This window comes from Pedobacter sp. R-06 (assembly GCF_049913135.1).
Classification (GTDB): Bacteria; Bacteroidota; Bacteroidia; order Sphingobacteriales; family Sphingobacteriaceae; genus Pedobacter.
Genome location: NZ_CP183977.1, coordinates 4,472,099 through 4,498,727 on the forward strand (window position 1 = coordinate 4,472,099; position 26,629 = coordinate 4,498,727).

At 37.5% G+C, this 26,629-nt stretch carries 23 protein-coding genes and 1 tRNA gene; 7 read left to right on the top strand and 17 right to left on the bottom strand.

Translation table 11 applies throughout. The features are described from left to right. Position 1: 1 nt before the first annotated feature. The 7 genes from ACN9MR_RS17840 to ACN9MR_RS17870 all read right to left on the bottom strand — a co-directional run bounded on the left by ACN9MR_RS17840 (position 2) and on the right by ACN9MR_RS17870 (position 9,537). A complete protein-coding gene (locus ACN9MR_RS17840) occupies positions 2-3,358 on the bottom strand; it encodes a SusC/RagA family TonB-linked outer membrane protein (RefSeq protein WP_426325655.1) in 3,357 nt (1,118 codons plus the stop codon). Positions 3,359-3,460: 102 nt separating this feature from the next. Then, a complete protein-coding gene (locus tag ACN9MR_RS17845) occupies positions 3,461-4,651 on the bottom strand; it encodes an ROK family protein (protein WP_426325657.1) in 1,191 nt (396 codons plus the stop codon). A 148-nt stretch (positions 4,652-4,799) separates the two neighbouring features. Further along, positions 4,800-5,993 (bottom strand): signal peptidase I, encoded by a 1,194-nt coding sequence (lepB, locus tag ACN9MR_RS17850; protein ID WP_426325659.1) that lies wholly within the window; start codon positions 5,991-5,993, stop codon positions 4,800-4,802. 116 nt (positions 5,994-6,109) lie between these two features. Further along, positions 6,110-6,844, bottom strand: a complete 735-nt coding sequence (dapB, locus tag ACN9MR_RS17855; RefSeq protein ID WP_426325661.1) for a 4-hydroxy-tetrahydrodipicolinate reductase — start codon at positions 6,842-6,844, stop codon at positions 6,110-6,112. Positions 6,845-7,092: 248 nt separating this feature from the next. After that, positions 7,093-7,818 (bottom strand): DUF5683 domain-containing protein, encoded by a 726-nt coding sequence (locus ACN9MR_RS17860; RefSeq protein WP_426325664.1) that lies wholly within the window; start codon positions 7,816-7,818, stop codon positions 7,093-7,095. Then, complete coding sequence (locus ACN9MR_RS17865; protein ID WP_426325666.1) at positions 7,818-8,726, bottom strand: ParB/RepB/Spo0J family partition protein; 909 nt, start codon at positions 8,724-8,726, stop codon at positions 7,818-7,820. The genes ACN9MR_RS17860 and ACN9MR_RS17865 overlap by 1 nt, the downstream gene beginning before the upstream one ends. Positions 8,727-8,733: 7 nt before the next feature. Further along, the gene (locus tag ACN9MR_RS17870) at positions 8,734-9,537 is read right to left on the bottom strand and encodes a ParA family protein (RefSeq protein WP_029280114.1); all 804 of its coding nucleotides are present in this window, start codon (positions 9,535-9,537) and stop codon (positions 8,734-8,736) included. Between the two features lie 180 nt (positions 9,538-9,717). Here ACN9MR_RS17870 and ACN9MR_RS17875 point away from each other — a divergent pair, with 180 nt between their 5' ends. Both ACN9MR_RS17875 and ACN9MR_RS17880 read left to right on the top strand, forming a co-directional pair. Then, positions 9,718-10,239, top strand: coding sequence for an NADPH-dependent FMN reductase (locus ACN9MR_RS17875; RefSeq protein WP_426325668.1), 522 nt, complete (start codon positions 9,718-9,720; stop codon positions 10,237-10,239). Between the two features lie 682 nt (positions 10,240-10,921). Continuing rightward, positions 10,922-12,673 (top strand): ATP-binding protein, encoded by a 1,752-nt coding sequence (locus ACN9MR_RS17880; RefSeq protein WP_426325670.1) that lies wholly within the window; start codon positions 10,922-10,924, stop codon positions 12,671-12,673. A 174-nt stretch (positions 12,674-12,847) separates the two neighbouring features. Here the strand turns inward: ACN9MR_RS17880 and ACN9MR_RS17885 are convergent, their stop codons facing one another. The 4 genes from ACN9MR_RS17885 to ACN9MR_RS17900 form a co-directional block, all read right to left on the bottom strand. Next, a complete protein-coding gene (locus tag ACN9MR_RS17885; protein WP_116251707.1) occupies positions 12,848-13,324 on the bottom strand; it encodes an acyl-CoA thioesterase in 477 nt (158 codons plus the stop codon). A gap of 478 nt (positions 13,325-13,802) precedes the next feature. After that, positions 13,803-15,947 carry a glycoside hydrolase family 97 protein gene (locus ACN9MR_RS17890; RefSeq protein ID WP_426325673.1) on the bottom strand — a complete coding sequence of 715 codons (2,145 nt, stop codon included), beginning with the start codon at positions 15,945-15,947 and terminating at the stop codon, positions 13,803-13,805. 162 nt (positions 15,948-16,109) lie between these two features. Next, the gene (locus tag ACN9MR_RS17895) at positions 16,110-17,363 is read right to left on the bottom strand and encodes a DUF2130 domain-containing protein (protein WP_426325675.1); all 1,254 of its coding nucleotides are present in this window, start codon (positions 17,361-17,363) and stop codon (positions 16,110-16,112) included. Between the two features lie 105 nt (positions 17,364-17,468). Next, the gene (locus ACN9MR_RS17900) at positions 17,469-17,849 is read right to left on the bottom strand and encodes an OsmC family protein (RefSeq protein WP_426325677.1); all 381 of its coding nucleotides are present in this window, start codon (positions 17,847-17,849) and stop codon (positions 17,469-17,471) included. A 113-nt stretch (positions 17,850-17,962) separates the two neighbouring features. Here ACN9MR_RS17900 and ACN9MR_RS17905 point away from each other — a divergent pair, with 113 nt between their 5' ends. Together ACN9MR_RS17905 and ACN9MR_RS17910 are read left to right on the top strand one after the other, a co-directional pair. Then, the gene (locus ACN9MR_RS17905) at positions 17,963-18,328 is read left to right on the top strand and encodes a YtxH domain-containing protein (protein ID WP_426325679.1); all 366 of its coding nucleotides are present in this window, start codon (positions 17,963-17,965) and stop codon (positions 18,326-18,328) included. Between the two features lie 103 nt (positions 18,329-18,431). Next, positions 18,432-19,178, top strand: coding sequence for a YdcF family protein (locus tag ACN9MR_RS17910; RefSeq protein ID WP_426325681.1), 747 nt, complete (start codon positions 18,432-18,434; stop codon positions 19,176-19,178). An 87-nt stretch (positions 19,179-19,265) separates the two neighbouring features. On the opposite strand, the gene obgE is transcribed toward ACN9MR_RS17910, so the two are convergent. From obgE to ACN9MR_RS17925, 3 genes are all read right to left on the bottom strand, one after another. Beyond that, entirely contained in the window at positions 19,266-20,261 is a 996-nt protein-coding gene (obgE, locus tag ACN9MR_RS17915) for a GTPase ObgE (protein ID WP_029277724.1), read from the bottom strand. Positions 20,262-20,418: 157 nt separating this feature from the next. Then, positions 20,419-20,994: an adenylate kinase gene (locus ACN9MR_RS17920; RefSeq protein ID WP_121283653.1), complete on the bottom strand. Its 576-nt coding sequence runs from the start codon at positions 20,992-20,994 to the stop codon at positions 20,419-20,421. Positions 20,995-21,423: 429 nt separating this feature from the next. Next, positions 21,424-21,918, bottom strand: a complete 495-nt coding sequence (locus ACN9MR_RS17925) for a hypothetical protein (protein WP_426325684.1) — start codon at positions 21,916-21,918, stop codon at positions 21,424-21,426. A gap of 172 nt (positions 21,919-22,090) precedes the next feature. On the opposite strand from ACN9MR_RS17925, the gene ACN9MR_RS17930 reads away from it, so the two are divergent. After that, on the top strand, positions 22,091-22,681 hold the full coding sequence (locus ACN9MR_RS17930) for a hypothetical protein (protein ID WP_426325686.1): 591 nt from the start codon (positions 22,091-22,093) through the stop codon (positions 22,679-22,681). Between the two features lie 237 nt (positions 22,682-22,918). Here ACN9MR_RS17930 and ACN9MR_RS17935 read toward each other — a convergent pair. From ACN9MR_RS17935 to ACN9MR_RS17945, 3 genes are all read right to left on the bottom strand, one after another. Beyond that, positions 22,919-22,992 (bottom strand) — tRNA-Arg (locus ACN9MR_RS17935). Positions 22,993-23,091: 99 nt separating this feature from the next. Next, positions 23,092-23,556, bottom strand: coding sequence for a redoxin domain-containing protein (locus ACN9MR_RS17940; RefSeq protein ID WP_426325688.1), 465 nt, complete (start codon positions 23,554-23,556; stop codon positions 23,092-23,094). A gap of 99 nt (positions 23,557-23,655) precedes the next feature. Further along, a complete protein-coding gene (locus ACN9MR_RS17945) occupies positions 23,656-24,564 on the bottom strand; it encodes an SDR family oxidoreductase (protein WP_426325690.1) in 909 nt (302 codons plus the stop codon). 161 nt (positions 24,565-24,725) lie between these two features. Here ACN9MR_RS17945 and atpD point away from each other — a divergent pair, with 161 nt between their 5' ends. Beyond that, complete coding sequence (gene atpD / locus ACN9MR_RS17950; protein ID WP_029276465.1) at positions 24,726-26,228, top strand: F0F1 ATP synthase subunit beta; 1,503 nt, start codon at positions 24,726-24,728, stop codon at positions 26,226-26,228. Positions 26,229-26,314: 86 nt separating this feature from the next. Continuing rightward, positions 26,315-26,560, top strand: a complete 246-nt coding sequence (gene atpC, locus ACN9MR_RS17955; RefSeq protein ID WP_029276466.1) for an ATP synthase F1 subunit epsilon — start codon at positions 26,315-26,317, stop codon at positions 26,558-26,560. The last annotated feature ends 69 nt before the right edge of the window (positions 26,561-26,629 follow it).

Sequence of the window (26,629 nt, forward strand, 5' to 3'; positions counted from 1 at the left end):
ATTAGAACGATGCCCTAACATTAAAACCTAAACTTCTAACCAAAGGCCAGCCTCCATATTCAGCAAAAGCACCTGCTCTATTGCTAAAAATACTTTCAGGATTAATACCATCCTTAGCCGTTTTATACAAATAGGCTAGATTTCTACCTGTTAAGTTTAAGCTTAAAGTATTTATTTTCAGTTTACTTAAATATTTGCTAGGCACGTTGTATCCTACAGTTACTTCGCGAAGCGCCACCCAAGAATTTTCAAATACCGAATACTCTCTGATACCACTAGACCATTGACTTAAATTTTCATAATATGCATAAGCTGGTATTGGTTTTAATAAACCTTGTTTAACAGCATCTGCATAGGTCATTCCGCCTAAATCTACACCATTAGCTTTTAATCCATCATTTAATACACCATCAGGAATAATACCATCATGTTGCACTACACCGTTTGCATCGGTATAAGTTACACCACCTGAAGCTTCATCCCTTCCAAAAAGTGAATTGGCGAACGAACCATTGGCTGATCCATATTGATGGGTTCCTGAAGCCATTAAACCACCAATTTTAGCATCAATTTGAAAGCTTAAGGTAAAGTTTTTATAAGATAATTCTTGTCTGGTACTTGCAAGATATTTCTCCATCATAGTACCCAAATTTTTCTTGGTACCATCATAATCCTGCGATCTTACATAGGTGTAATAACCACCAGTAGTTCCATAACCAGTATTACCTATTACTTTCTTGCCATTACTAGGGCTAGCAATTGGATTACCGCTTGCGTCTTTCTTTTGATAATATGAAAAAGCAGAACCTGTGATCAGCGAGCCATATTGTTCGCCTACTCTGGCAACTGAAGTGATGTCGTTACCAAAAGCTAAATCTAAGTCATAATTTTCAACTCCAGGTGCCAATTCTAAAATTTTGTTGCGGTTACGTGTAAAAGTAACTGATGCATTCCAATTAAAATCTTTTGATACAATTGGCTTAGCAGTTAACAAGACTTCAATACCTTGATTTTGGATATTACCTGCATTTAAAGCTTGTGAACTAACTCCAGATTCTTGCGGTAATGAAAAACTTAAAATTTGGTTATAAGAGTTTTTCTTATAATAAGCAAAATCAACGTTAATACGGTTCTTTAAGAATCCTAAATTGGTTCCAATTTCAAGTTCCTTAGTTAATTCATTCTTTAAATTATTGTTTTTAAGAATATTGTCACTAAATCCATAAACCGATTGATTACCGCCATTAGCATTACTAAAAGTACCATCTTGTAACCTATAGTAACCAGCTGTATTAGTATATTGTGGCATGGCCGATAATCCTGTGTAAGAGTAGGATGCTCTTATCTTACCAAAAGATAATAAGGAACTATTTTTGAATGCAGGTAACTCGGTGAATATCCAGGCCAATCCTACACTTGGATAGAAGTATGAATAATTACCATGACCATCTTTATAAGTAAGCGCTGATGACCAGTCATTCCTTCCGCTAAAGTTTAAGGTTAGCATATTTTTCCAGGTAATATCTCCATATAGATAAACTGCATCCGTGCGTTCACCTAAATTTGGATAAGCAGTTGTTGATGCAGGATTAATAGAGTTTGCAATTGAGTATACATCAGCAATTTTAAGCCCACCATTGGTATAGGATCTGTTGTAAAATGCAGAGTTACCAAGATTTTTTTGATAAGTTTCAGCACCTATTGAAGCATTTAACTCGAAATCGTTTGATAATTGTTTTGTTGCATTTAATAATCCCTGGATACGATAAGATTTATTGGTATTTTGTGTTATCTCATAATCGCCACCTGAAAAGGCTACACCAGCTCCTCTATTTTTTCTTTCGTAAGCAATATTATAAAAGTTCGTATTGGTTCTTACCAAAGCAGAAAGCCACGGAAGAATTTTGATATTTACATCAATATTTGCCAATAAATTATTTTCCTTTTGCGTTCTATTGTCATTTTGAAGTCCATAGGCAAATGATCCTATACCATAAGGGTCATAAAGATTTCGATTACTAGAACCCAAAGCTCCCCCGGTTACCGGATTGATATTATTATTGATATAGGTTTCTAAATCAACGTTTCTAGGTTTGTAGTAAGTAAATGCAAATAAAGGATTATTCGCGCTTCCTTGTCTTGCCGGATTCAATGAATTCGACATTGTATAATTTACACTTGCATCAACAGAAATTGATTTTGAAATTACCCTGGTCACTCTAAGGGCAAACGCATCTCTTTTTAAGTTATTACCTGGTAAAACACTTGAATTATATAAATTGGTATAAGCTAAACGATATGTTGTGTTTTCATTTGCACCCTCTACCGATACGTTTGTATTGATAAACTTTCCAGTATTAAAATAATCTAACGGATTATTCGCTACCCATGGTCGCATTACCCCATCTAGATCCTTAACCATTCTACCATCCAACTTGGGGCCAAAAGAATAACCACCTACATAATAACCTGCAGATTGATCAACAATATCAACTCCGTTAGCATCTTTAGCAAATACTGGAGAAATTCCACCTCCATATTCGTTTTGAAGGTCTACAAATTTATAGGCATCATCAAAAGAGCTAGTTTGAGAAACAGTTACTCCCAAGCCCTTGGTAGTTTTACCCTTTTTTGAAGTGATTAATAATACTCCCCCTGCTGCCTTAGAACCGTATAATGCCGATGCGGCAGCTCCTTTTAATACACTAATACTCTCTATATCGTCAGAGTTAATGTTTTTCATAATATTACCAAAATCTGCAGCATCGCCCCATGAGTCTGCTCCAGATGTACCTGGTTCCAGCAATATTCCGTCATAAACAACTAAAGGTTGTGTATTTGAACTTAATGATGAGTTTCCCCTGATTCTAATCCTTGAAGAAGAAGAAGGACCACTCGCACCTTGGTTAATCATAACGCCTGCTACCTTACCTTGTAAAGCATTTACCACATTGGCGTTATTTGCTTGTGCTAATTCTGCACCACCAACAGCTGTTGCTGAATAACTTAGCCTTTTGACATCTTTTTTAACACCAAAACCAGTAACAATAACTTCATTTAGTGCTTTAGAATCATCATGCATTACAATAGTTAGATTTGATGAGGCAGCAACTTCTTGAGTGACCAAACCAATAGATTTAAAAATCAATCTTGCGCCATCTTTTACCGTAAGGGTAAATCTACCGTCAGCGTTGGTAGAAGTTCCATTTTGAGTTCCCTTTTCGAGAACACTTACCCCAGGAATGGGATCACCGGACGCGTCTTTTACCGTACCGGTAATATTCTTCTGTGCAAAAGCTGTTATTGTTAAAAAACATAACAACAACATACTTAGACACTTTAAGTACATTTTTTTCATAATTTTTAGTTTAGTTAGTTTAAAATAAGTTTAAGGTAGTGTGAGACTTGGTAAGTTGATTTTATTTTTGCATATGCATTGGTTTTATGTTTAAGAATCTCTTTAGTCAAATTGATTATACTCTACTGTCAAACTCCCAGCAGCCAATAATTCAGCTTCATCCGTCAGGGTAGAGAGCTTTATTTCGGTTTGTTCGGCTATTCGCGGAATACAAAACTCATGGATAGCTTGTTGGATTGGCGGCAAAAGCATTTTACCTGCCTTAGCTCCTCTTCCACTTAAAACAATACACTGAGGGTTTAAAAGATGGATTAATGTGGCTACTCCTTTGCCCAATTGAAAAATAGCTTTAGCCAATACTGATATGGCCACAGGGTCTTGCTGACTCACAGCATGTAAGAAATGATCTGCAGGGTGTTTACTTTTGTCTTTAAACAGTTTTTTCATGCTCGATTCGGCACCTCCGGCTATTGCTTCTTCTGCCCGCTTAGCCATTACCAATAAGGAAGTATCAACTTCTAAACAGCCTCTTCTACCGCAAGAACACAAATTGTCGCTGTCTGAAAGTGGAATGTGACTAAACTCACCGGCACTACCACTACTGCCCCGGTATAATTTACCATTTACAATTATTCCCAAACCTGTTCCCCAGCCAATGTTAACCACCATTACATCTTTTAAATTAACAGCTTCTCCGAAGTTTAATTCGGCCAATGCAATTAAACTAGAATCATTATCTATATATACAGGTAAATTGATTTTAGAAGAAAGATAATTTTGTAAGGTTGTTCCTTCTTTAACTTTAAGAAAAGAATGGTTAATTCCTTCATCGGCATTAACAAAACCTGGCATACCAATACCAACCCCTAAAATATCTGTTCTGTTGATTTCAGATTGATCGATACTGGTGTTGATGAAATTTACAAGGTCGCCAATATCACTTTCTTTTGATGACAGCTCAAACTCTAAAGTCCGAATTGGCGTAACCATTGTTCTTGAAAGATCGTAAATGGTTAACCTGGATGTTAGCTGATCCATTGCAATGGCTACAATATATTTTTTCAAATTTGGATTGATCAAGAACATTGCAGCTCTTCTGCCACCTGTTGATGGCGCAAAACCTTCTTCTATGATATAGCCTTCACCTATCAAATTATTAACCACAGCGGTAACCAAAGGCAAACTCTTTTGCGTCAGCTTACTCAAATCTGTAAGTGATAGCGATTTCTTATAGTATAAATGCTTAATAATACCAGCCCTAAGGCGCTGATTTTTCTCTACAATTACAGACATGATATTTGATTACAGATCAAACTTAAAAAATATTTTTAAAACATCATAATACTTTTTAATTTTTTTTAAAAGTTAATTATCAATTGGCCATAAACAAAAAGGGCGAATAATCTTCGATTATCCGCCCTTTTTAAAGAATTATATTTTATTAATGGATGCCCATAAACAACCTGCTCCATCTTATTTTATGCAAGAAAGATGCAGTACTATCCCAGCTCATCCAAACAAATAAAGCTTTACCTACAATGTGGTCTTCGGGCACAAAACCCCAATAACGCGAATCGGCCGAATTATGGCGGTTATCGCCCATCATCCAATAGTAGTCCATTTTAAAAGTATAAGTAGTGGCTACTTTATCATTAATATACCAAATACCAGCTTTTTGCTCTACTTTGTTTCCTTCGTAAGTTCTGATTGCCCTGTAATACAGTGGCATGGTATTGCTATCGATTTTAACCGTCCATCCTTTTGAAGGGATTTTAATCGGTCCAAAGTTATCCCGGTTCCACACTCTGTTTGGATCGTTCGGAAAAACACCGCCTGGAACAGCTCCGGCTGGATCAGGACTTAAGGTAACTGATTTCACAAAATCGAATGTTTTTAATTTATCTGCAATTTCTGGAGATGCATCTACAACGTACGTTTTATCTGCAATAGCAGGTGTTCCGCCTAAATTCAGTTTAAATTCATCAAGTACAGAATAATTAAAATCCATGGTTCTAAACTCGATGCGATATGGCATCATACCCGTGTTTTTTAAAGGCTCATTTTTGCCATTTACATTGGCAATACCATTGCTCATCGAAATTACATCGCCCGGAATACCTATGCATCTTTTAATAAAGTTCTCACGCTTATCTACCGGGCGGTCTATTATCGTAAATGTACTCCTCACCTGCTGCCGGCCCATGCTGCGTTCTAATGCGTAATAACTTTCTGCCTGGTTTTCTACCGCAACAGTATCTCCTTCAGGAAAGTTGAATACCACAACATCGTTTCTCTTAATTTTAGATAAACCCGGTAAACGGTGATATTTCCATTGTACACCATCCCAGTAAGCTTTGGTAGAAGTGGTTAAGGGCATCGTATGGTGAGCAAAAGGAAAAGCAACCGGAGTCATCGGGATACGCGCGCCGTAATTAACTTTACTCACAAAAAGGAAATCGCCAATAAGCAAAGATCTTTCCATCGAACCAGATGGAATGGTGTAAGCCTCAATAAAAAATACGCGGATGATGGTTGCTGCTACTACTGCAAAAACAATTGCATCAACCCACTCACGGGTTTTAGTTTTTTTCTTCTTTGGGGCATCTTTTTTTCGTTGCCAGAATTTATAATTCATATATCTTATTTTTGGTTTGCGATTTATAAATCGGTTACCTGTTATCTGTAATCCTTCGGTGTGATTTCACAGATTGAGTGATTTCACAACTTATATTGTGCTTTAGGCTTTGGACTTTATTCAAAAATATCAGTAATGCTGAAAAATCCTTTTTTATCTTTCAACCATTCTGCTGCTACAACTGCACCCAGAGCAAAACCAGCCCTATTATGCGCCGTGTGTTTAATTTCTATTTCATCCACTTCGCTACTGTAAATTACAGTATGTGTACCCGGGATATTTTCTATCCTATGCGATTCTATCAGCAATTGCTCTGCTTTCGGAAACAATTCAACATCAGTTCCTACCACTTCGTTTAACCACTCTTGTTTTCTGTCCAGGTTATCTACAATCCCTTCAGCAAGAGTGATGGCTGTACCACTTGGTGCATCCAGTTTTTGCGTGTGGTGAATTTCTTCAACCTGAACCTCATAGGCTGGGTAGTTATTCATCAGCTTGGCCAAAGTTTGATTAAGCTTAAAGAATAAATTTACGCCAATACTAAAGTTAGACCCATAAAGTAACGTATTGTTACTGTTGTTGCAATCGTCTTTTACCTCCTGGAGTTTTCCGTACCAGCCTGTTGTTCCTACAACTATAGGCACATTGGCATCAAAGCAGGCATCAATATTTTTCAAAACCGAATCAGGCGTACTAAAATCGATGGCTACATCAGCCGATTTCAAATTTTGTCTGGTTAAATCTTCCTGATTATCGATCGTTATTTTTAAAACAATTTCGTGGCCACGTTCTACTGCAAATTTCTCGATAATCTGCCCCATTTTACCGTATCCTAAAAGCGCAATTTTCATGTGTTTATAGTTTAGTTTTAATTTGTGATGAAGCTATTGGATTTTTCTCCAATGTAGATGTTTTTAATGATGTTCAAGGAAGCTTGAGCCATTTATTCATCCCAAGTGGTTTGAAAAATCATGATGGTTTCATCTGTTTATATTTTTTTTCAATTTTTTATTCCTGTTGTATCTAACCTTTAGCAGTGGATAAACAATTATGATTTCACCTGTAGTATTAATATTGAGTATCATGATAGTTTCCGATATTAAAATGTTAGTGATAATTTTAATGCAGGTGTTGCATTGAAACCATACATCGAATTGGTATTAATCATGGATGGCATTACTTTAAAGGAAAGGTTATCATCAATATTGAAGAAATGCAAACGGGCTGCAACATAGGCATCAACCACATTGGCGAAATAAACCAAACCGTAAGAGAACAATACAATCTGTTTATTTCTTCTATAGGTATCTTTACGTTGGGTTATGCCTGTAGTAGAATAACGGCTGCCAAAAGGGCCGTTAGGATCAGGCTGATCACTATGCGCATCGCGATACTGTAATTCTGTTAGCGCTAAATTATATTGTTTGCTACTTTCGATGTACGACATGGTAAGCACGGTTATACCACCATAAATAGCTGCAATTTTACCACCGGTATACAGCTTTTGAAAAAACTGGCTTTTTCCAGCTCTTGTACCATAACCATCCTTAAGCAGTTGTATATTGTACAATTGCCCCCAGCCTGGTATAATCATCGATCTGAAAACCGCTTTTCTACCGGCAACCTTACCCGGATTAACATACTTGGCTTTCATCGAATCCTTTCTGGTCATCGGTTTTTTAGCCGCAGTATCTAACGATTTAGATAATTTAATTTTCGAAGTATCAGCAGGTTTTAATACCGTATCCTTAACCTGTGCTGAGGCCAAGTTTACAAGAAAAAATGTAAATGCAGTAACCAGTATTAAAAGCTTAGTCTTTTGCATTACCAGTCTAATAACTCTAAAATTCGGTTTAAGTCGTCATCACTCATAAAAGGAATTTCTATCGCCCCCTTACCATTCTGACTTACTTTTAACTTTACGCGGGTAGCAAATTTAGAGGCCAGATCGTCCTGTAATTTTTGATATTGAAAAGAAACTGCTTTTTCTTTCGATTTTTCGCTGCTTTTTAAAGGTACATGCTGCAAATTACGCACAAGCTCTTCTACCTTACGTACCGACAATCCTTTTTCCAGAATTTCCTGGTGGATAAACAATTGTTTATCAACACCATCAACATTAATTAAGGCTCTTGCATGCCCCATGCTAATTTTCTGATCGCGGATGGAAGCCTGAATAGCTGGCGGAAGTTTTAGCAAACGCAGGTAATTGGTAACCGTTGTACGGTTTTTACCTACACGTTCACCTAATTGCTCTTGTTTTAAACCTACCTCATCGATCATCCTTTGGAAACTCAATGCTACTTCAATGGCATTTAAATTTTCGCGCTGAATATTTTCGATCAGGGCCATTTCCAACATCTGTTGGTCGTTGGCACTCCGGATGTAAGCAGGAATCTGTGTTAAGCCAGCCAGCTTCGAAGCCCTGAACCTACGCTCGCCAGAAATGAGCTGGTATTTGTTTGCGCCGAGTTTTCTAACCGTAATCGGCTGTATTAAACCCTGTATCTTAATCGAATCGGCAAGCTCATTTAAAGCTACCTGGTCAAATTCGGTACGGGGCTGGTATGGATTGGTTTCAACTTCAGTTAAACTTACGTGACTGATATTGCCAATCTGCTCGGTTTCGCTAACAGCATTTACCTGCTGTTTGGGCGGATGAGAAGATTCGCTATCATCTAAAAGCGCACTTAACCCTCTTCCTAAACCTGTTTTTCGCTGAAAAGATGTCATCTATAATTTATAAAGTTGCTGTTCCTATGTTTTCTTCTTCCTTTAAAAGGCCGTTTTTCTTTACAATTTCACGCGCAAGGTTAAGGTAATTAATGGCGCCTTTGCAATTCGCATCGTGCATAATTACCGAAACGCCATAACTAGGTGCTTCACTTAAACGTGTATTACGCTGAATAATGGTATCGAAAACCAGTTCGTGGAAATGCGTTTTCACCTCTTCTACCACCTGGTTTGATAAACGTAAACGCACATCGTACATGGTTAGTAAAATACCTTCAATTTCCAGATCAGGGTTTAAACGGTTCTGAACAATTTTGATGGTATTTAATAATTTACCCAAACCTTCCAGCGCGAAATACTCACACTGAACAGGAATAATAACCGAATCGGCTGCTGTTAAAGCATTAATGGTGATTAAACCCAAGGATGGCGAACAATCGATGATAATAAAATCATACTGATCTTTGATTTTCTCCAAAACCGCTTTCATTTTATACTCGCGGTTGTTCAGGTTAATCATCTCGATTTCTGCACCAACCAGATCGATGTGGGCAGGCAGTAAATCTAAATTTGGTGTATCCGTTTTCTGGATGGCCTGTAAAGGATCGATATCATTAATGATACACTCATAAATACTATCTTTAATATTCCGGGGATCGAAACCGATACCTGAAGTCGAATTTGCCTGAGGATCAGCATCAACCAGTAAAGTTTTGTATTCTAGTACGGCCAAACTCGCAGCCAGGTTTATAGATGAAGTTGTTTTACCAACACCACCTTTTTGATTTGCTAATGCAATAATTTTGCTCATCTATGTATCCGAAATTTACTTAACGTTTATTTGGGCTGTGTTATTTATACCTTTTAATTGGCAAAAAGTTCTATTTTTGCGTTGTTTACGGCCTTTTTCACAATCAGCTAAGATACAAACTATATGGCAATTTTAGCAAGAAGCGTGTTTGGGTTTTACACATCTTATTAACAATTATCCATGATCACAATTATAGCCGCTACCAACAGGCCCAATAGCAATACGCTAAAAGTTGCTAAATATTACCAAAGGCAACTAAAAGAAAAAGGAGCCGATGCCAGTTTGTTCAGCCTGGAACACCTGCCTATAGATGTTTTGAATACGGATATGTATGGCAAAAGATCAGCAGCTTTTCAAGAAATCCAGGACATGATTAACAATACCGAAAAGTTTTTATTTATCATGCCAGAGTACAATGGAAGCTACCCAGGTGTACTAAAAGTGTTAATAGATGCCTGTAATTTCCCCGATAGTTTTTATGATAAAAAGGCTGCTTTAGTCGGAATTTCTTCTGGTAAATATGGTAATATCCGCGGGGTAGATCATTTTACAGGCGTTTGCCATTATATCCACCTCCACATTTTGCCTTTACGGCTGCACATTCCAAATATTAAAACCGAGTTAGATACAGCGGGTAATTTCTATCATCCGGATACCATCAAATTTACCAACGAGCAGATAGAAAAATTTATCAAATTCTAATCGCTATTTATTTTCTCTGCACCCTGCAGCCCTAAATAATTGTACAGACCGTGCCACCTAAACCAAATGGAAGCGGGCACGCAGTAAAGCGGACAGTGGGAATACATCGACCTAAATGCTACCAAACCTGCTTTCCGAAAAATAATAGTCTGATCTTCTTTTGGAAAGCCCAGCCTGCATTTCATAGGAGCGTCAGTCCTGCTTTTCATTCCAAGTCCGTCCCGATGAATCGGGATCCTCGCTTACGGGCTTTCCATTGCAATCAGGTTTAGGAACGTAAAACAGCGCATTAAACCTACAGGACCAATAGTTCATAATGGTAAAAACCCTTCCAAAATGAAAAGGTTTTTTTCACTTAAACAATCACAAAAATTCCATATAACCCTAAAAAACAACAACTTAAACAATAACACCATCTACTGGCATAGCTATTGACCACAGGGTAAACAGATGCTATTTATTTAACCTTTATTATATAATTTAGTTGATCAGGAAACAGATTTAATTATAACCTATTTTTACCGCAAAAAAGAGAGAAATTGCTTTGCTTACTTAGCAAAAACCTCTCCTTCCTTTGCGGTTAAACTAAAAAAGTCATGAAACCATCAATGATTTTCAAATATCACACAATAAAATAAGCAAATCATGATAGCTTCATCACCATTAAAAAAAACATAAACAGATGAAAATAAAAACCAAGCTCCGCCTCGGATTCGGGTTTCTCTTTATAATTGTTTTATCCTTCGGATTAATAGCGCTCTTTTACTTAAACGAGCTTTCCGATAAATCGAAGGTAATTCTTAAAGACAACTACAAATCGTTGAAATATGTTGCTGCCATGCGCAATGTAATTGACGAGAACCAGTTTCCCTTAAACAGTCCACAACTGGCTATATTTACAGAAAACCTTAAAAATGAAGAGTTAAACATTACCGAACCCGGCGAAAAAGTGGCTTTCCAGAAATTAGAAACGGCTTTTAGCGTACTGAACAACTCACAATCATCAGTCAATAAAGAAAATAGCATCAAAAATTTGCGCGTTGCGCTGCAAAATATTGAAGAGCTAAATATGAAAGCCATTTACTATAAAAATGAATTGGCTAACGAAACCTCATCGAGGGCAAACATCTACATCATGATTGCCGCTACCCTGAGTTTTATTATCCTCTTTACGTTCATTGTAAATTTTCCGGGTTTTGTAGCCAACCCCCTTGCTGAATTTAGTGCAGCCATTAAGCAGATTAGTCGTAAAAACTATAAACAGCGCTTGCATTTCGAAAACGAAGATGAGTTTACAGAATTGGCAGATTCCTTTAATGGAATGGTGATTAAATTAAACGAGTGGGAAAATAGTAATTTATCTAAAATTAAATCCGAAAAATCTCGTATCGAAGCGATTATTGCACAAATGCAGGATGCGATAATCGGTCTGAATGAAAAGGGAGAAGTACTCTTTCTAAATCATCTGGCTGCAAAACTGATGAGTCTGGATGAAGATAAGGTAATTGGCCAAAATGTAGCTGAACTGATGCAAAAAAACGAGCTGCTTAAACGGATCATTAAACCCGAAACCAATGATAATACCTTAAAAATTTATGCTGATGATAAAGAATCGTATTTCCTGTTGGAAAACCGCGAAATCATCATTCCAAATTATGAAGAGCAAGACGATAATACCTTAATTGCCTCTTCTAAATCTGCGGGAAGTGTTTACACATTAAAAAACATTACGCAGTTTAAAGAGCTCGATGAAGCCAAAACAAATTTTATCGCCACCGTTTCGCACGAGTTAAAAACACCATTATCATCTATCAAAATGAGCTTGAAATTGCTTAACGATGAGCGTGTGGGTGCCATGAACGAAGAGCAGCATGAGCTGCTCAATCACATCAAAGAAGATAGCGACAGGTTGCTAAAAATCACCAGCGAGCTTTTAGATCTTTCACAAGTAGAAACCGGTAATTTAAAACTCACTTTTGCCATAACCAAACCCGAAGAAATTGTAAGTTATGCCGTTGATGCAGTTAAATTTCAGGCCGAACAAAAATCGATTCAACTGGTACTTAACTGCAACCAGAACTTGCCGAATGTGAATGCCGATATCCAGAAAACAGCCTGGGTACTGGTTAACTTTTTATCTAATGCATTGCGGTACAGTTCAGAAAAATCGAAAGTAATCATCGATGTTTTCCAAAAAGACAAGTTTATTGAGTTCTCTGTACGCGATTTTGGAAAAGGTATTGATGAAAAATACCAGAAAAGATTATTCGACAGGTATTTCCAGGTACCAACCGATGGTCAGAATAAATCAGGCTCTGGATTGGGCCTTGCCATTTCTAAAGATTTTATCGAAGCGGAAAACGGAAAAATATGGGTGGTAAGCGCCATTGGCGAAGGCAGCAAGTTTTGTTTCAGCTTGCCGATTGTAGAGTAGATTCCGCGTTTTTATTTACCACAGAGGGCACCAAGCTTGCACTGAGGTACACAGAGTAAATAAAAAATGTAAAACAGAAGATGGGAGATGGAAAACGGCACCTCCAAACGCTTAACGCAGTGTGCTCTGTGCCTTCTCTATGGTTAAAAACTGGAGAGACTATGCCACTCAGCGCTAAACAATATACGGCTCCATTTCCTTGTCAATGCTTTTACGCAGTTCCATTAATTTAATGGCGTAACCATGCATGGCAATTTCTTTTTCGGTTTTAGGTTTAAATGCTGGGATCGCTTTTGGCTGCCCATCGTCGTCAACTGCCACAAAAACAATAATACAGTGTGTATTTTTGACAAAATCGGTCTGTCCTACTGGTTTCGAAAAAGCATCAACAGCAATATGCATACTGGTTTTACCCGTGTAAATAATGCGTGCTTCCATTTTAACCAAGTGCCCGATATGAACAGGATGAAAAAAACGGATCCCCCCAACATAAACTGTTACGCAATAAGTCTGGCTCCATTGTAAAGCACAGGCAAAAGCAGCCTGATCAATCCATTTCATCATCATCCCACCATGTACCTTACCTCCATAATTAACATCAGAGGGTTCGCTTAAAAATTGAAGTTCGATATGGTTTTTGGTTCTGGGCATGTTAATCTTTTTAAAAAATTGCTTGGTTTTAATGTCTTTGCTAAGATATTATAAAATAAGTTATTTTCCTGCAGTGAGCTGTTATGATCTGTCAAGGTGACTCGGCATAATTAATTACCAAATACAAAAAATAGTCGTGCAGATTTAAGATGATTACCGCAAATTGATTGCTTTTTCTGCGATTATCAGTGAGATCTGCGGGAAAGAACTCTCCAAGCGGTCGTCATTCTGAGTTCATCTCAGGATCTGATCTGCATGATTCAGTGTGCGGTCAGATGTTACCATCTGACGGATCCATAGCTTAGTAATGGTAACCACTGGCGTCAAAACCACAGATAAAAAGGATAAACGCAGATAGAAAAAACTGATCTGTGTCCATCTGTAGCAAAAAATAGCCACAAAAAAAGTCGTAGTGAGACACTACGACTAATAGAAGTGTCAGTTGGTAACAACTGACACCACTAACAGATTCATCCAGCTATTTCGCCATAATACTTATCGCATATCCCCCACCCGGCGCGCAATACTGCGTTAATTTAGTTTTACTGGTTACCTCCATTTTGCGAATGGTATAGGCTTTAGGATTGGTTTCGTAATGGGCATCTTTTGCATCGGCATAAATGGTTGCAGTATATTTTTTACCAGAATCCAAAAAGCTAAAATCGATTTTAGATGTTCGGGCTACCTCATCATTGGTGCGGCCAACAAACCAGTTGTTTTTACCTTTCGCTTTACGCGCAAAAGTGATATAATCGCCTGGTTCTGCTTCTAAAACTTTGGTATCGTCCCAATCTACCGCCACATCTTTAATAAACTGAAAAGCATCCATATATTTATTATAAGTTTCAGGCAAGTCGGCAGCCATTTGCAAAGGACTGTACATAGTAATATAAAGTGCCAACTGACGGGCTAAAGTACTGTGCACAAAAGAGGTATTTTCAGGATTATAAACACTTACTTTAGTTTCGAAAATACCAGGTGTATAATCCATTGGTCCACCAATTAACCGCGTAAAAGGTAAAATAGTTGTATGATCGGCATTATTACCACCAAAAGCTTCGTATTCTGTTCCCCTTGCCGATTCGTTTCCAATTAAATTCGGATAAGTACGCGCCAGGCCCGTTGGGCGAACAGCCTCATGTGCATTCACCATAATTTTATATTCCGCTGCTTTTTGGATGGCATACAGGTAATGATTGTTTAACCATTGGCCATAGTGATGCTCTCCCCTTGGAATCATGTTACCTACATAACCGCTTTTCACGGCATCGTAACCATTGGCTTTCATAAATTTATAAGCAGTATCTAAATGGCGCTCATAATTACGTACAGATGAAGAAGTTTCATGGTGCATAATCATTTTAACACCTTTACTTGCGGCATAACGGTGTAATTCTTTTACATCAAAATCGGGATAGGGTGTTACAAAATCAAATACATAATCTTTTGTTTTGCCAAACCAATCCTCCCAGCCTTCATTCCAGCCTTCAACCAAAACAGCATCTAATCCGTTTTTAGCAGCAAAATCGATGTATTCTTTTACATGTGCAGTATTTGCAGCGTGTTTTCCGTTAGGTTTTGTCTTGGCATAATCAGTTATACCTAATTGCACACTTGTTAAATCGTTGTATGCCCAGGTACTTTTACCAGTAATCATTTCCCACCAAACGCCTACATACTTGGTTGGTTTTATCCACGATACATCTTTAAATTTTGTTGGCTCGTTTAAGTTATAGGTTAGCTTTGAAGTTAAAATGTCGCCTGCTTTATCGCTTACAATAATGGTTCTCCAGGGCGATAAACATGGTGCCTGCATATAACCTTTATCGCCAACTGCATCGGGTGTTAACCACGATTCTAACACCATGTTTTTATCGTCGAGATTTAACGACATCAGCGAATAGTTGATCAATGCCGCTTCATGGATATTGATGTATAAACCATCTTTACTTTTCATCATCAACGGCGTTTGTAAACCCGTTGGCGAAAAAGTAGTTTGCGAGGCATTTGGCGTTACAGCTGCCTTCATTTTACCGCGTACTTCTGATAAGTTTGAAGTTACTGTACTGTATTCCTGTGTATCGTAATCGCCAGGAAGCCAAAAAGCTTTATGATCACCAGCTAATGCAAACTGGGTTTTCTCTTCTTTAATTACGAAATAATCTAAGTTTTTTTGCTCAGGAAATTCATATCTAAAACCCAAACCATCGTTAAACAGACGTAAACGCACAATAATATAGCGGTTAGTTTCCTTTTGTGTTAAAGTTATCGCCAGTTCGTTATAATGATTTACAATTTCTTTTACTTCGCCCCAAACCGGTTTCCAGGTTTCGTTAAAAGTGCTCGTTTTGGTATCGCTTATGGTAAATCCGTTCATTAAAGATTTACCATCTTTAAGCTCCAGCCCCAGTTTACTGGTTTTAATCACATCTTTTCCTTTGTACTTTAAAGTATAGGTGGGTACTCCCCCTTCAGCCAAAGCAAAGCTGGCCACCAGATTGCCGTCCGGCGACTTCAAATCCTTTTCGGGAACGTTCCCGAAAACATTTCCAAAAAAAAGCAAAGTACATATTAAAGTAAGGATTTTAGAGCGGTTAAGGTATTGGTTAGGTTTCTTATTCATGTTATCATTTATTTATTGTTATTACTATTTATATCACATTAGAACTTGCAGTTTCCAGTCCACACATGGCGATGAGCAACGTCGGTCCACTCAAATAGATCCTGAAACAAGTTCTGGATGACGATACGATATAAAAATCGGGATGGGATGACGTACCGCGAGTTACTCTAAAAGCAAGGTATCATCATCCTCATCCGTTAAGCTCAACTGCACACTATCGCTACCCGCAATGCCCTCTATCGAGCCGCGGATATGGGTCGCATTTAACAATACTTTCTCTAACTGTTTTTCACGTGCTTTCCATAAGCGTTCCATCGCATCGCGCTCGCGTTGTATAGATAGCTTCATACTCATAAAACCTTCTCTAATGGCTTTCCATTGTTCTGAAAACTCTGCTCCCATTAAGTAATCGTAAAGCATGTGCATTTTTTCGCCACGGTTTTCCTGCGATTTTACTGCACCGGCCAAGCGCAAAATACCTTCACGCAACACATATGCTACGGCGTTTACTTCTTCGAAAGAGCAGATCCAAACCCCATCACGCTGACCGAAACAATCCATGCCTTTAGGATAACATTGACTCACTATAACAGCTACATCAACGCCCATACTCCGCATATCTTTCTTCAGTTTTTCGATCCAGTCGCCTCCAAAATCTTTGGTACGCTTGCTTTCGTAAATAATTTTACCGCATTCCTGTCCGAATTGATTACGCACCACCTGCACGCAATCGGCCCCACGCACGCCTTTACCAACTTCTTCAATTAAATCGAATGGAAAATTGCTCCGCAATAATTCTTCTAAAATCAATTCCTGTACTTCACCCTGTAATTGCATACTGCCCTGCTCAGCCTTACGTTTCATTTCTTCGGCCAATTTTTTCTGGTCGTCGAGCTGTTTTTCCAATTCTTTTAAACGCAATTGGTGTTCGGTATCTTTAATACTATTTTTTTCTGCCTCTTGCTTACGGATCTGTTCTACCAACTCGTTACGCTGCTCTTGCATTTTACGTTGAAAGGCAAGTTCCATTTCTTCTTCCTTTACTTTAAGGCTTTCCTCACGGCGTAAAAACTCCAGTTCCTTTTCACGGGCCAACCTGAGTTTTTCGGCATTATCTTTCGCATTACCTTCCAGCATTTGCAGTTTGGTTTCAAAATCGGCCGAAATGCTTTTACGCAGGTTTTCCTCCAGACTATCCTTAAGTTTGGTTTTCTCTTCAGCAAGTTTAGCATCAAAGGCTTTCAATTGCTGCTGTTTTTCAGATTCGAAAATTTGCAGTTTACGTTGATATTCTTCATCTTTCTGCCTTGCATAAGCAGCCGCTTTCTCACGTAACTCTTTCTTATAATCTTCGGCCATGGCTTCTTCCATCGGAAAAACATGGGCACAGTTGGGGCATTTTATTTCGGTAGGCATTGATTATTATTTTAACCACCAAGGCACAAAGCACACCAAGGTTTTTTTTTGGTAAAGATATTAAAGCTTTTTATCAATGTATAAACGAGTTTTGCACGGTTACCATTAAAGTACCTTCGATCTGATTTCGTGACCGGATGCTAAAATTTTACTTACCGGGCATTTTGCGGCAATTTCCTCCAATCTGATTTTTTGTTCTTCGGTAAGTATCCCGGTACATACAATTTCTTCAAAAAATATGGTTTCTCCATTTTCGGTATCAATATTTACTTCCACCTCAATTTTATCGATAGGCCATTCCTTTCTATCGGCATACATCCTTAAGGTAATGGCTACACACGATGCCAAAGAGGCCATTAATAATCCCTTAGGGGCAAAACCTTTATGTGTTCCACCTAATTCTAAAGGTTCGTCTACTATAATATCATGAGAACCATTGGTTACCGAACACGCATAGTGTTCCCTGTTTATTGTTGCTTTTACCATTTATTAGATATTTAAAATATTAAACTTACCAAATATTATGCTTTATTGCGATTTGGTTTAGATTTTACGAAACATTATATGATGGCATTTGTTCTTTTTAAAAATGCTACGTTATGAAATACAGAAAGTTAATCGGAAAATACTTAAAGCACGAATCAGATAACAGTGCGAAAATAGCACTAGCCTTAGTGGCTGGTTTAGCAGCGGGCGCAGTAATTAGTATTTTATTTGCCCCTGATAGTGGTGCAGGTACCCGTGGAAAAATTGCCGGCGGGGCCAGAAATCTTCGTTATGGATTTCAGGACAAATACAATCTTTTAAAAGAGAAAGTTTTTGGTGTTGAAGCCATTGAAGAAGATATTGTTGAGCATGAAGTGCCACATTTTAAACATACTGTTACTAAGAAACGTAAATCAGATGTGAAGGAAATTTTAGAAAATGCACATGAAAACGGTCAGGTGCAAGAAGGGCAAGGATAAAAATATAAAGACATTAATTGGTTATTGGCATGCATTAATTAATACATGTCAAAACCTTTCACCGTTTAAACAATTTCTTAGTTTTACAGGATAATATCAGTATATGATTTTTATCCTCTCAAAGATTTTGCTTTTCCTCATTAAACCAATAGTGTGGATTTTTGTGCTTTTATTTTTTGCGATTGCATCAAAACAACCTAAACGAAGGAAAAGATATTTACTCAGTGCTTTGATTATTTTCTTCTTTTTCTCTAATGACTTTATTGTTGGAAAAATAATTAACAGTTACGAGGCTGGCTACCCAAAGGCAGATAAATTCGATGTTGGAATTGTACTTGGTGGTTTTTCAGGTTTAAACAAACGAAATAATGAAATTGCTTTCAATTGGGCAGGAGATAGATTGTTCCAGGCAATAGCACTTTATAAAAAAGGACAGATTAAGCAGATATTGCTTAGCAGCGGAAGCGCAAACTTAAAAGACCAGCAAGTAAAAGAAGCTGATTTAGCTATTCAGTACTTAAAACTGATCGGTATTCCTGATGCTGCAATCCTGATTGAAAACCAAAGTAGAAATACCATCGAAAATGCCAGGTACAGCTTGGCACTCATCGCAAAAAGCAACCCTAAAGCTAAAATTTTAGTGATTACAAGCGCCTGGCACATACCGAGGGCAAAGCTGATTTTTGATAAACAGGCTAAGCAAAAAATTGAATATTATCCAACCAATTTTTCTAGAGATACTGAATTCGACATAAGTGATTTCATTATTCCAGATGCCAGCGCATTAGGAACATGGGAATTGTTATTTAAAGAATGGATTGGTTTGGCTGTAGATCGGATAAGGGCTTAACTATCGAATTAATCTAATTGTTCATTAGTCATTGGATTGGTTGAATTTCGCACCAATAAACAACTGACTAATGAACTGATGAACTTCCTATCCTTCAATTGCTTTCCAAAGCATATCCTTCAGCTCTAAAATATTTTTCTCGGCTACTGATGAAATAAATATAGATGGAATATTTGGCAGATCCTGTTTCATTTCTTCCATCAGTTCTTCATCTAACATATCTGATTTGGTAATGGCTAAAACATGGGGTTTCTGCATTAATTCAGGATTGTAAGATTCCAGTTCGCTTTTAAGGATTTCGTATTCTTCTTTAATTGAACGGCTTGTATCAGCCGGGACCATGAATAACAATACCGAATTACGCTCAATATGGCGTAAGAAACGATAGCCCAAACCCTTACCTTTTGATGCACCTTCGATAATTCCTGGAATATCGGCCATTACGAATGATTTTCCACCCCTGTAGCTTACAATACCCAGATTAGGAACAATAGTAGTAAAAGGATAATCGGCAATTTCTGGCTTAGCAGCCGAAACAACTGAAAGTAAAGTAGATTTTCCTGCATTTGGGAAACCAACCAAGCCAACATCGGCCAAAACTTTTAATTCTAAAATGTTCCAAACCTCTTGTCCTTGCTCACCCGGTTGTGCAAAACGTGGTGTTTGCTGAACCGAATTTTTAAAGTGTGCATTCCCTAAACCACCACGGCCACCGGCTGTTAAGATCTTAGTTTCGCCATCTTTGGTAATTTCGAAAAGGATTTCTCCAGTTTCAGCATCTTTAGCAATGGTACCAAGCGGAACCTCCAGGATTTCATCCTTACCCTGCTTACCGAATTTATGGGAACTACCACCTGCTCCACCATCTTCAGCAATAATGTGCTTACGGTATTTAAGATGCAATAATGTCCAGATATGAATGCTGCCTTTAACGATAATGTGGCCGCCACGACCGCCATCACCACCATCAGGTCCACCCATTGATGTTAAAATATCACGATGCAAATGTGCCGAACCTGCCCCGCCCTTACCAGAACGGCAACAAATTTTTACATAATCTACGAAATTCGAACCCTGTGACATATTTTAATATTGAAATGTTAATACTGGAACGTCGAAACAACAATTCCTTTAAAATTAAAGAGTTATAACGTTTTAACATTATAACTCTTTTTTATGTTTTTGAATATCGGATCGGGAATTAATTAAAACCGTCTCTTTTATATCCCCTACTTAAACTTTATACCTTATACTGATCAATTACAGCACAAAGATCATTATATACGGTTTCAATTTCACCTATTCCGTTTACTTTGTTCAACTTTCCTTGCTCTTCATAATAAGGCAATACGTGGATGGTTTTATCAAAGTATTCTGAAATCCGTTTTTTTAATTTTTCAGCGTCATCATCAGGGCGACCGCTGGTTTTGTGACGTTCGGCAATACGTTTTGTTAACTCGTCCTGGTCAACATCTAAAGCAATAACACCAGCAATTTTACTGCCTTTACGCTCTAAAAATAAATCAAGCTCTATTGCTTGCGGAACGGTACGCGGAAATCCATCAAACACAAATCCTTTCGCATCAGGATTTTTATCTACTTCTTCTTCAAGCATGGCAATTGTAATGGCATCAGGAACCAATTCTCCATCAGCTAACAATTGACTTACTTTTTTTCCTAATTCGGTTTCTCCTTTAACGTGTGCTCTAAAAAGATCGCCTGTTGAAACGTGTACCAACTGATATTTTGCAATCAGCTTTTCAGATTGGGTGCCTTTACCCGCCCCTGGAGGGCCAAAGAGAACTAAATTAAGCATTCAAGTTGTTTAGGTTGTCTTCAAAAATTAAAAAAGCCTTATTCCTATGGCTCTGCTAAAAGTAATATTCAAATCACTGATTAATAGGATTAGACATTGCTTACTTTCAAGGCTGCAAATATATAATTATTAATTTAGATGCCGTTTAAAATTGATGATTTATTTAAAAATGCGCTATTTTAATGACATTTATCTTCTTCTAAGAAGAATCTTGTGCCATTTTTATATTTAACAGAATTTTCTTCAAATACTAAGCGGTCTGACCAAACAATCCTTTTAAATTTTTAAAAAAACTTAAGTATTTGTAACATTACCGAACTGATATTTTCCAATATACCTAGATTGTAAAAACAAAATGCCTCGATGCTATCATCAATAGAAAATCATCTATCGCGTATAGTAGAAAAAGCCATATTTATTGATTTCAAATTAAAAGTCTGCAATATCAAGAGCCATCTTACTAAATTTCAGATAAGTAACAATAACTTTCGATCCAATTTTGTAACGGCTATAATCCTCCTGCTTAACCTCAATCCTTATTTTTTCATTTTTAAGTGGGCCAGAAAAAGTCAGGTATTCTGCATGCTCTGTTTTGTCCCGACCAATAACTACACTCGTTAGTCTGTTTTTTCCGTTTAATTTATCTTTCTTCCAATTGTATTTACTATACCTATCTACCAACCAGGCAATGCAGTAGCAAAAACTAAACATTAAAAACCCTATAATTGCAAAAGCAATATAATCGTAATACTTCAAATTGTATAGCGTTTCCTTTTCTACCGACAAAGCGGCGATTATTCCAATAAAGAACATACCAGCAAGAAGCGTAATTACAGCGATTCTCATGACTGCTTTTTGCCCTGTCTCCATTTGCTCTATTTCTTCTTCAGTCAATGGAATATTTTCCTGTAACCGTATTTGCATATAATCAATTTGATGATGACAACCAGAATAAAAATCCGCTCCAATTTCAACAGTTGCAGATATCTTTAAGCTCCCCGAGTATGGCTAAATTAAAAATTTTATCAATTAATTCCTCTTTCATTACTGCAGTAATTCCGAAATTGTGGTTTGATATTTATCCAATTAGTTATTTATGAATACCTATCGCTTCCATTTTAATAACGGCAAAAAAGACTCAACTATTCTGTTTTGGTTTTTTACCACCTTGCTGACTATTGTATTAACAGCCACCGTTTTACTGGTACATCCAGATCCACTTTTCCCCGCCTGGCTATTGGTAATCTCCTTACCATTAATGTTTTTGGCAATTTACAAGTTGGTTAAAGTGGCCTCCGAAAGGCGATCGGGAGAAATTGTTTCACTAAGTAAAGAAGGCTTTACCAGTTCCTATTTCGGATCTGTTTTGTTTTCAGAAATACGTTCCATTCAGGTTCCCGCAAGGCAAATAGGGCTATTGGGGGGACTACAGCGCGACTTTTACAAAAACACAGACGTAGATACTCCTTACTTAGAATTTTCGATCACCACTCAGGATGGAAAAACGTTAAATTGGATATTAAATGAGTGGGGTGGAATTTATAACTCAGAAGAAGATTTTTCAATTTTCTTTAACTTTCTCACAGCGCTAACCAATCAGCTGTATCAACTTTATCACACTAATGAGCCATATAACAGCTATTTAAAAATCCTAGGCGAGAAAGGTTCCTGGGAAAAGCAAGGTTAAGTTAAAAAAAGAACCGGATATATTTACAGATATAAAATCTATCTTTCAGAAATTTGACACACCGAAAAAAAGGGAGTTTATAGATCTGGTGTTCGACTCGAACCTATACTATGAAAATGGCATCTATCGAACACCTATCATGATGAATTTACTATCAATCAACTACCTAAAAATGAGATATTTAGGTATTATGGTAGTCGACAAAAAAAGGGATGATTTAAAAATCATCCCTTCAAGTGCACTTGTAGGGATTCGAACCCCAAACCTTCTCATCCGTAGTGAGATGCTCTATCCAATTGAGCTACAAATGCGTTTCCGTATCGTTAACGGACTGCAAAGGTATAATTTGATATTTTAATTTCCAATTAAATTTTAAAAAAATCTAAAAATAATTCTTTGCAGAATAAGCTTTACGCGCTTAATGCATCATTAATTGCTTTAAAATCAGGCAAATCATGTGCATCTTCTAAAACTTCTGCATAAGCTATTTTTCCTTCTTCGTTGATTACAAAAGCTGCCCTTTTGGAAACACCTTTCAATCCGAACGCAAATTCATCATAAAAAGCACCATAAGCTGCTGATACTTCTTTATTAAAATCAGACAATAAAGGGAACTGATAACTCTGAACTTCTTTAAACTTAGCCAAAGAGAACGGAGAATCAACTGAGATGCCAATTACCTGCGCATCTATCCCTTCGTAATAGCTAAAATTATCACGCATGGTGCACAATTGTTCTGTACACGTTCCGGTAAAAGCCATCGGAAAAAAGTGAATGATTACTTTTTTGCCTTTGAAACCAGAAAGAGAAATTTCTGTCAGATCAGAACTGTATAATTTAAAATCAGGGGCGGTATCGCCAACTTGTAATGCCATTATGTTTTTTTATGGGTTAAATATATTAATTGGTTCAGTAGTTCATTGGCCATTTGTTCATTAGTATTGCATCCTTACAATAAACTAATAACTAGTGAACTAATTATCTTTTTTCATCTGCTGATCTAAAATCATCAAGCCCTCTTCAAAACTATGTGGGCGATAATCTAAATCTTTAATCGTTTTATCCAAAACAAAACCTGTTCTAACTGGTCGTTTAGCCGTTTGGTTTAAACTTGCAGAACTTATTTCATTAATAAAAGATTGATCAAGCCCCCAATAATCGGCAACTTTCCTCACTAAATCTGCAATACTCATGTAATCTTTACCCGACACATGATAAATTCCTTTTGCATTTTTTTCCACAGCCAGCAAACAGGCTTCAGCTAAATCCTCGGCCAAAGTGGGCATGCGCCACTGATCGTTTACTACATTGATAGGTGATGCAATTTCTAAAGCTGCTTTCGCCCAAAGTACGATATTACTGCGGCTCATATCGCTGGTGATCCCATATACCAATATGGTTCTTAAGATTGTCCAGTTTGCCTTTGAGTTCTTCAACAGCGATTCGGCCAGCACTTTTGATTCGCCATAATAACTTACCGGATTAACGGCATCTTCTTCTTTATAAGGCCCGTCGGCACCATCAAAAACAAAATCGGTACTTAAATGAATAAATTGAATGTTTTTCTCTTCACATATTGATATCAGGTTTTGGACTGCATCTACATTTAACTGGCGACAAAGTGCTTTATTGGCTTCACAAGTATCAACATTGGTCATTGCAGCAGTGTGCACAATGGCATCAGGGCTGTATGTTTCGATAACTTCCCTAACATGAGCAGCATTTAAAATATCCATTTCTGCATATCCATATCCACCCTTTACCGGATAGCGATTTGCTCCTTTAGAAGTGGCAACAAGCTTTACCCTGCCCTCGGCGAGAATTTTTTCAGTTAATTTCTGCCCTAAAAGACCGTTGCTACCTGTTGTTAAAATGGTTTTCATATGCCTTATTTATAGCGCTAAATTATCTATAAAAACCATGTTGAAAAAATTTATAATATATATTTAAAATTAAGTAAGAATAACTTAACTTTGCCAACCGAATTGGAGCCCCTATAAACAGCTTTAATTCATTGACTGTAATAAATTTACTCACAACAGATATGCCTAACTTAGGAAAAATAGCACAAATTATCGGCCCAGTGGTTGACGTTAGCTTTGCTAATGATGCCCATCTACCTAAAATTTTTGATGCGTTAGAGATAACGAAAGAAAATGGACAAAAAATTGTTTTAGAAGTTCAACAACACTTAGGTGAAGATCGTGTACGCGCAATCTCGATGGACTCTACAGACGGTTTAGTTCGTGGAATGGACGTAGTTGATACTGGTGCTGCGATTAAAATGCCAGTTGGCGACCAAATTAAAGGTCGTTTATTTAATGTAGTTGGTGAAGCGATTGACGGTATCAACACAGTTGATAAAACTGATGGTCGTCCTATCCATGCTACTCCTCCTAAGTTCGAAGATTTATCAACTGAAACTGAGGTACTTTTTACAGGTATTAAAGTTATCGATTTATTAGAGCCATATGCAAAAGGTGGTAAAATTGGTTTATTCGGTGGTGCTGGTGTAGGTAAAACCGTATTAATTATGGAGTTGGTAAACAACATCGCTAAAGCTTATGCTGGTTTATCAGTATTCGCAGGTGTTGGTGAGCGTACTCGTGAGGGTAACGATTTACTTCGTGAGTTTATCGAGTCAGGTGTTATCAACTATGGTGACGAATTCTTACACTCAATGGAAAAAGGTGGATGGGATCTGAAAGCTGTTGATACTGAAAAATTAAAAGAATCTAAAGCAACATTGGTTTTCGGTCAAATGAACGAGCCTCCTGGTGCACGTGCACGTGTAGCATTATCAGGATTAACTGTTGCAGAATATTTCCGTGATGGTGATGGCGAAGGCGCTGGAAAAGACATCCTTTTCTTCGTTGATAACATCTTCCGTTTTACACAGGCAGGTTCTGAGGTGTCGGCTTTATTAGGTCGTATGCCTTCAGCTGTAGGTTACCAACCAACATTGGCAACTGAGATGGGTTTAATGCAGGAGCGTATTACTTCAACAAAACGCGGATCAATTACATCAGTACAAGCGGTATATGTACCAGCGGATGATTTAACTGACCCGGCTCCAGCAACAACTTTTGCCCACTTAGATGCTACTACAGTACTTTCGCGTAAAATTGCTGAGCTAGGTATTTATCCTGCGGTAGATCCATTGGATTCTACTTCACGTATCCTTTCTCCTGCGGTTTTAGGTGATGAGCATTATAACACTGCACAACGTGTTAAAGAAACTTTACAACGTTACAAAGAATTACAAGATATCATCGCGATCTTAGGTATGGACGAATTATCTGAAGAAGATAAATTAGTCGTATCAAGAGCACGCCGTGTTCAGCGTTTCTTATCTCAACCTTTCCACGTAGCTGAGCAATTTACCGGCTTAAAAGGTGTATTGGTTGACATTAAAGATACCATCAAAGGATTTAACATGATCATGGATGGTGAAGTTGATGAGTATCCAGAAGCTGCATTTAACTTGGTTGGTAGCATTGAAGATGCGATCGAAAAAGGTAAAAAATTATTAGCAGAAGCGAACTAGTATCGAGATTTGAGTATTAAGTACCAGGAATACTAACACGATCTTGATACTTGATACTAGCTACTTGATACTTAAATCTAAAAAAAATGAATTTAGAAATATTAACTCCAGATAAAAAAGTTTTCGAAGGTGAAGTAACAGCGGTTACGGTTCCTGGTACTTTAGGCTCTTTCCAGATTTTAAAAGACCATGCCCCTATCATCTCTACTTTAGAAGATGGAGAAGTTATTATAAAAGCAAACAAAGCTGATGAGCAACGCTTTTTTATTAAAGGCGGTGTAGTTGAAGCCATTCACAACAAAATTGTGGTTTTAGCTGAAGGCGTCGCTTAATCTAATCATCCGTCATGCTGAATTTATTTCAGCGTGATGAAACAGAAAGCCTCCCGATTTAAAAATCAG

Excerpts from the sequence above, each read along its gene's own strand:
- ACN9MR_RS17840 (WP_426325655.1), bottom strand. The coding sequence starts at position 3,358 with ATGAAAAAAATGTACTTAAAGTGTCTAAGTATGTTGTTGTTATGTTTT.
- ACN9MR_RS17845 (WP_426325657.1), bottom strand. The coding sequence starts at position 4,651 with ATGTCTGTAATTGTAGAGAAAAATCAGCGCCTTAGGGCTGGTATTATT.
- lepB (WP_426325659.1), bottom strand. The coding sequence starts at position 5,993 with ATGAATTATAAATTCTGGCAACGAAAAAAAGATGCCCCAAAGAAGAAA.
- dapB (WP_426325661.1), bottom strand. The coding sequence starts at position 6,844 with ATGAAAATTGCGCTTTTAGGATACGGTAAAATGGGGCAGATTATCGAG.
- ACN9MR_RS17860 (WP_426325664.1), bottom strand. The coding sequence starts at position 7,818 with ATGCAAAAGACTAAGCTTTTAATACTGGTTACTGCATTTACATTTTTT.
- ACN9MR_RS17865 (WP_426325666.1), bottom strand. The coding sequence starts at position 8,726 with ATGACATCTTTTCAGCGAAAAACAGGTTTAGGAAGAGGGTTAAGTGCG.
- ACN9MR_RS17870 (WP_029280114.1), bottom strand. The coding sequence starts at position 9,537 with ATGAGCAAAATTATTGCATTAGCAAATCAAAAAGGTGGTGTTGGTAAA.
- ACN9MR_RS17875 (WP_426325668.1), top strand. The coding sequence starts at position 9,718 with ATGATCACAATTATAGCCGCTACCAACAGGCCCAATAGCAATACGCTA.
- ACN9MR_RS17880 (WP_426325670.1), top strand. The coding sequence starts at position 10,922 with ATGAAAATAAAAACCAAGCTCCGCCTCGGATTCGGGTTTCTCTTTATA.
- ACN9MR_RS17885 (WP_116251707.1), bottom strand. The coding sequence starts at position 13,324 with ATGCCCAGAACCAAAAACCATATCGAACTTCAATTTTTAAGCGAACCC.
- ACN9MR_RS17890 (WP_426325673.1), bottom strand. The coding sequence starts at position 15,947 with ATGAATAAGAAACCTAACCAATACCTTAACCGCTCTAAAATCCTTACT.
- ACN9MR_RS17895 (WP_426325675.1), bottom strand. The coding sequence starts at position 17,363 with ATGCCTACCGAAATAAAATGCCCCAACTGTGCCCATGTTTTTCCGATG.
- ACN9MR_RS17900 (WP_426325677.1), bottom strand. The coding sequence starts at position 17,849 with ATGGTAAAAGCAACAATAAACAGGGAACACTATGCGTGTTCGGTAACC.
- ACN9MR_RS17905 (WP_426325679.1), top strand. The coding sequence starts at position 17,963 with ATGAAATACAGAAAGTTAATCGGAAAATACTTAAAGCACGAATCAGAT.
- ACN9MR_RS17910 (WP_426325681.1), top strand. The coding sequence starts at position 18,432 with ATGATTTTTATCCTCTCAAAGATTTTGCTTTTCCTCATTAAACCAATA.
- obgE (WP_029277724.1), bottom strand. The coding sequence starts at position 20,261 with ATGTCACAGGGTTCGAATTTCGTAGATTATGTAAAAATTTGTTGCCGT.
- ACN9MR_RS17920 (WP_121283653.1), bottom strand. The coding sequence starts at position 20,994 with ATGCTTAATTTAGTTCTCTTTGGCCCTCCAGGGGCGGGTAAAGGCACC.
- ACN9MR_RS17925 (WP_426325684.1), bottom strand. The coding sequence starts at position 21,918 with ATGCAAATACGGTTACAGGAAAATATTCCATTGACTGAAGAAGAAATA.
- ACN9MR_RS17930 (WP_426325686.1), top strand. The coding sequence starts at position 22,091 with ATGAATACCTATCGCTTCCATTTTAATAACGGCAAAAAAGACTCAACT.
- ACN9MR_RS17940 (WP_426325688.1), bottom strand. The coding sequence starts at position 23,556 with ATGGCATTACAAGTTGGCGATACCGCCCCTGATTTTAAATTATACAGT.
- ACN9MR_RS17945 (WP_426325690.1), bottom strand. The coding sequence starts at position 24,564 with ATGAAAACCATTTTAACAACAGGTAGCAACGGTCTTTTAGGGCAGAAA.
- atpD (WP_029276465.1), top strand. The coding sequence starts at position 24,726 with ATGCCTAACTTAGGAAAAATAGCACAAATTATCGGCCCAGTGGTTGAC.
- atpC (WP_029276466.1), top strand. The coding sequence starts at position 26,315 with ATGAATTTAGAAATATTAACTCCAGATAAAAAAGTTTTCGAAGGTGAA.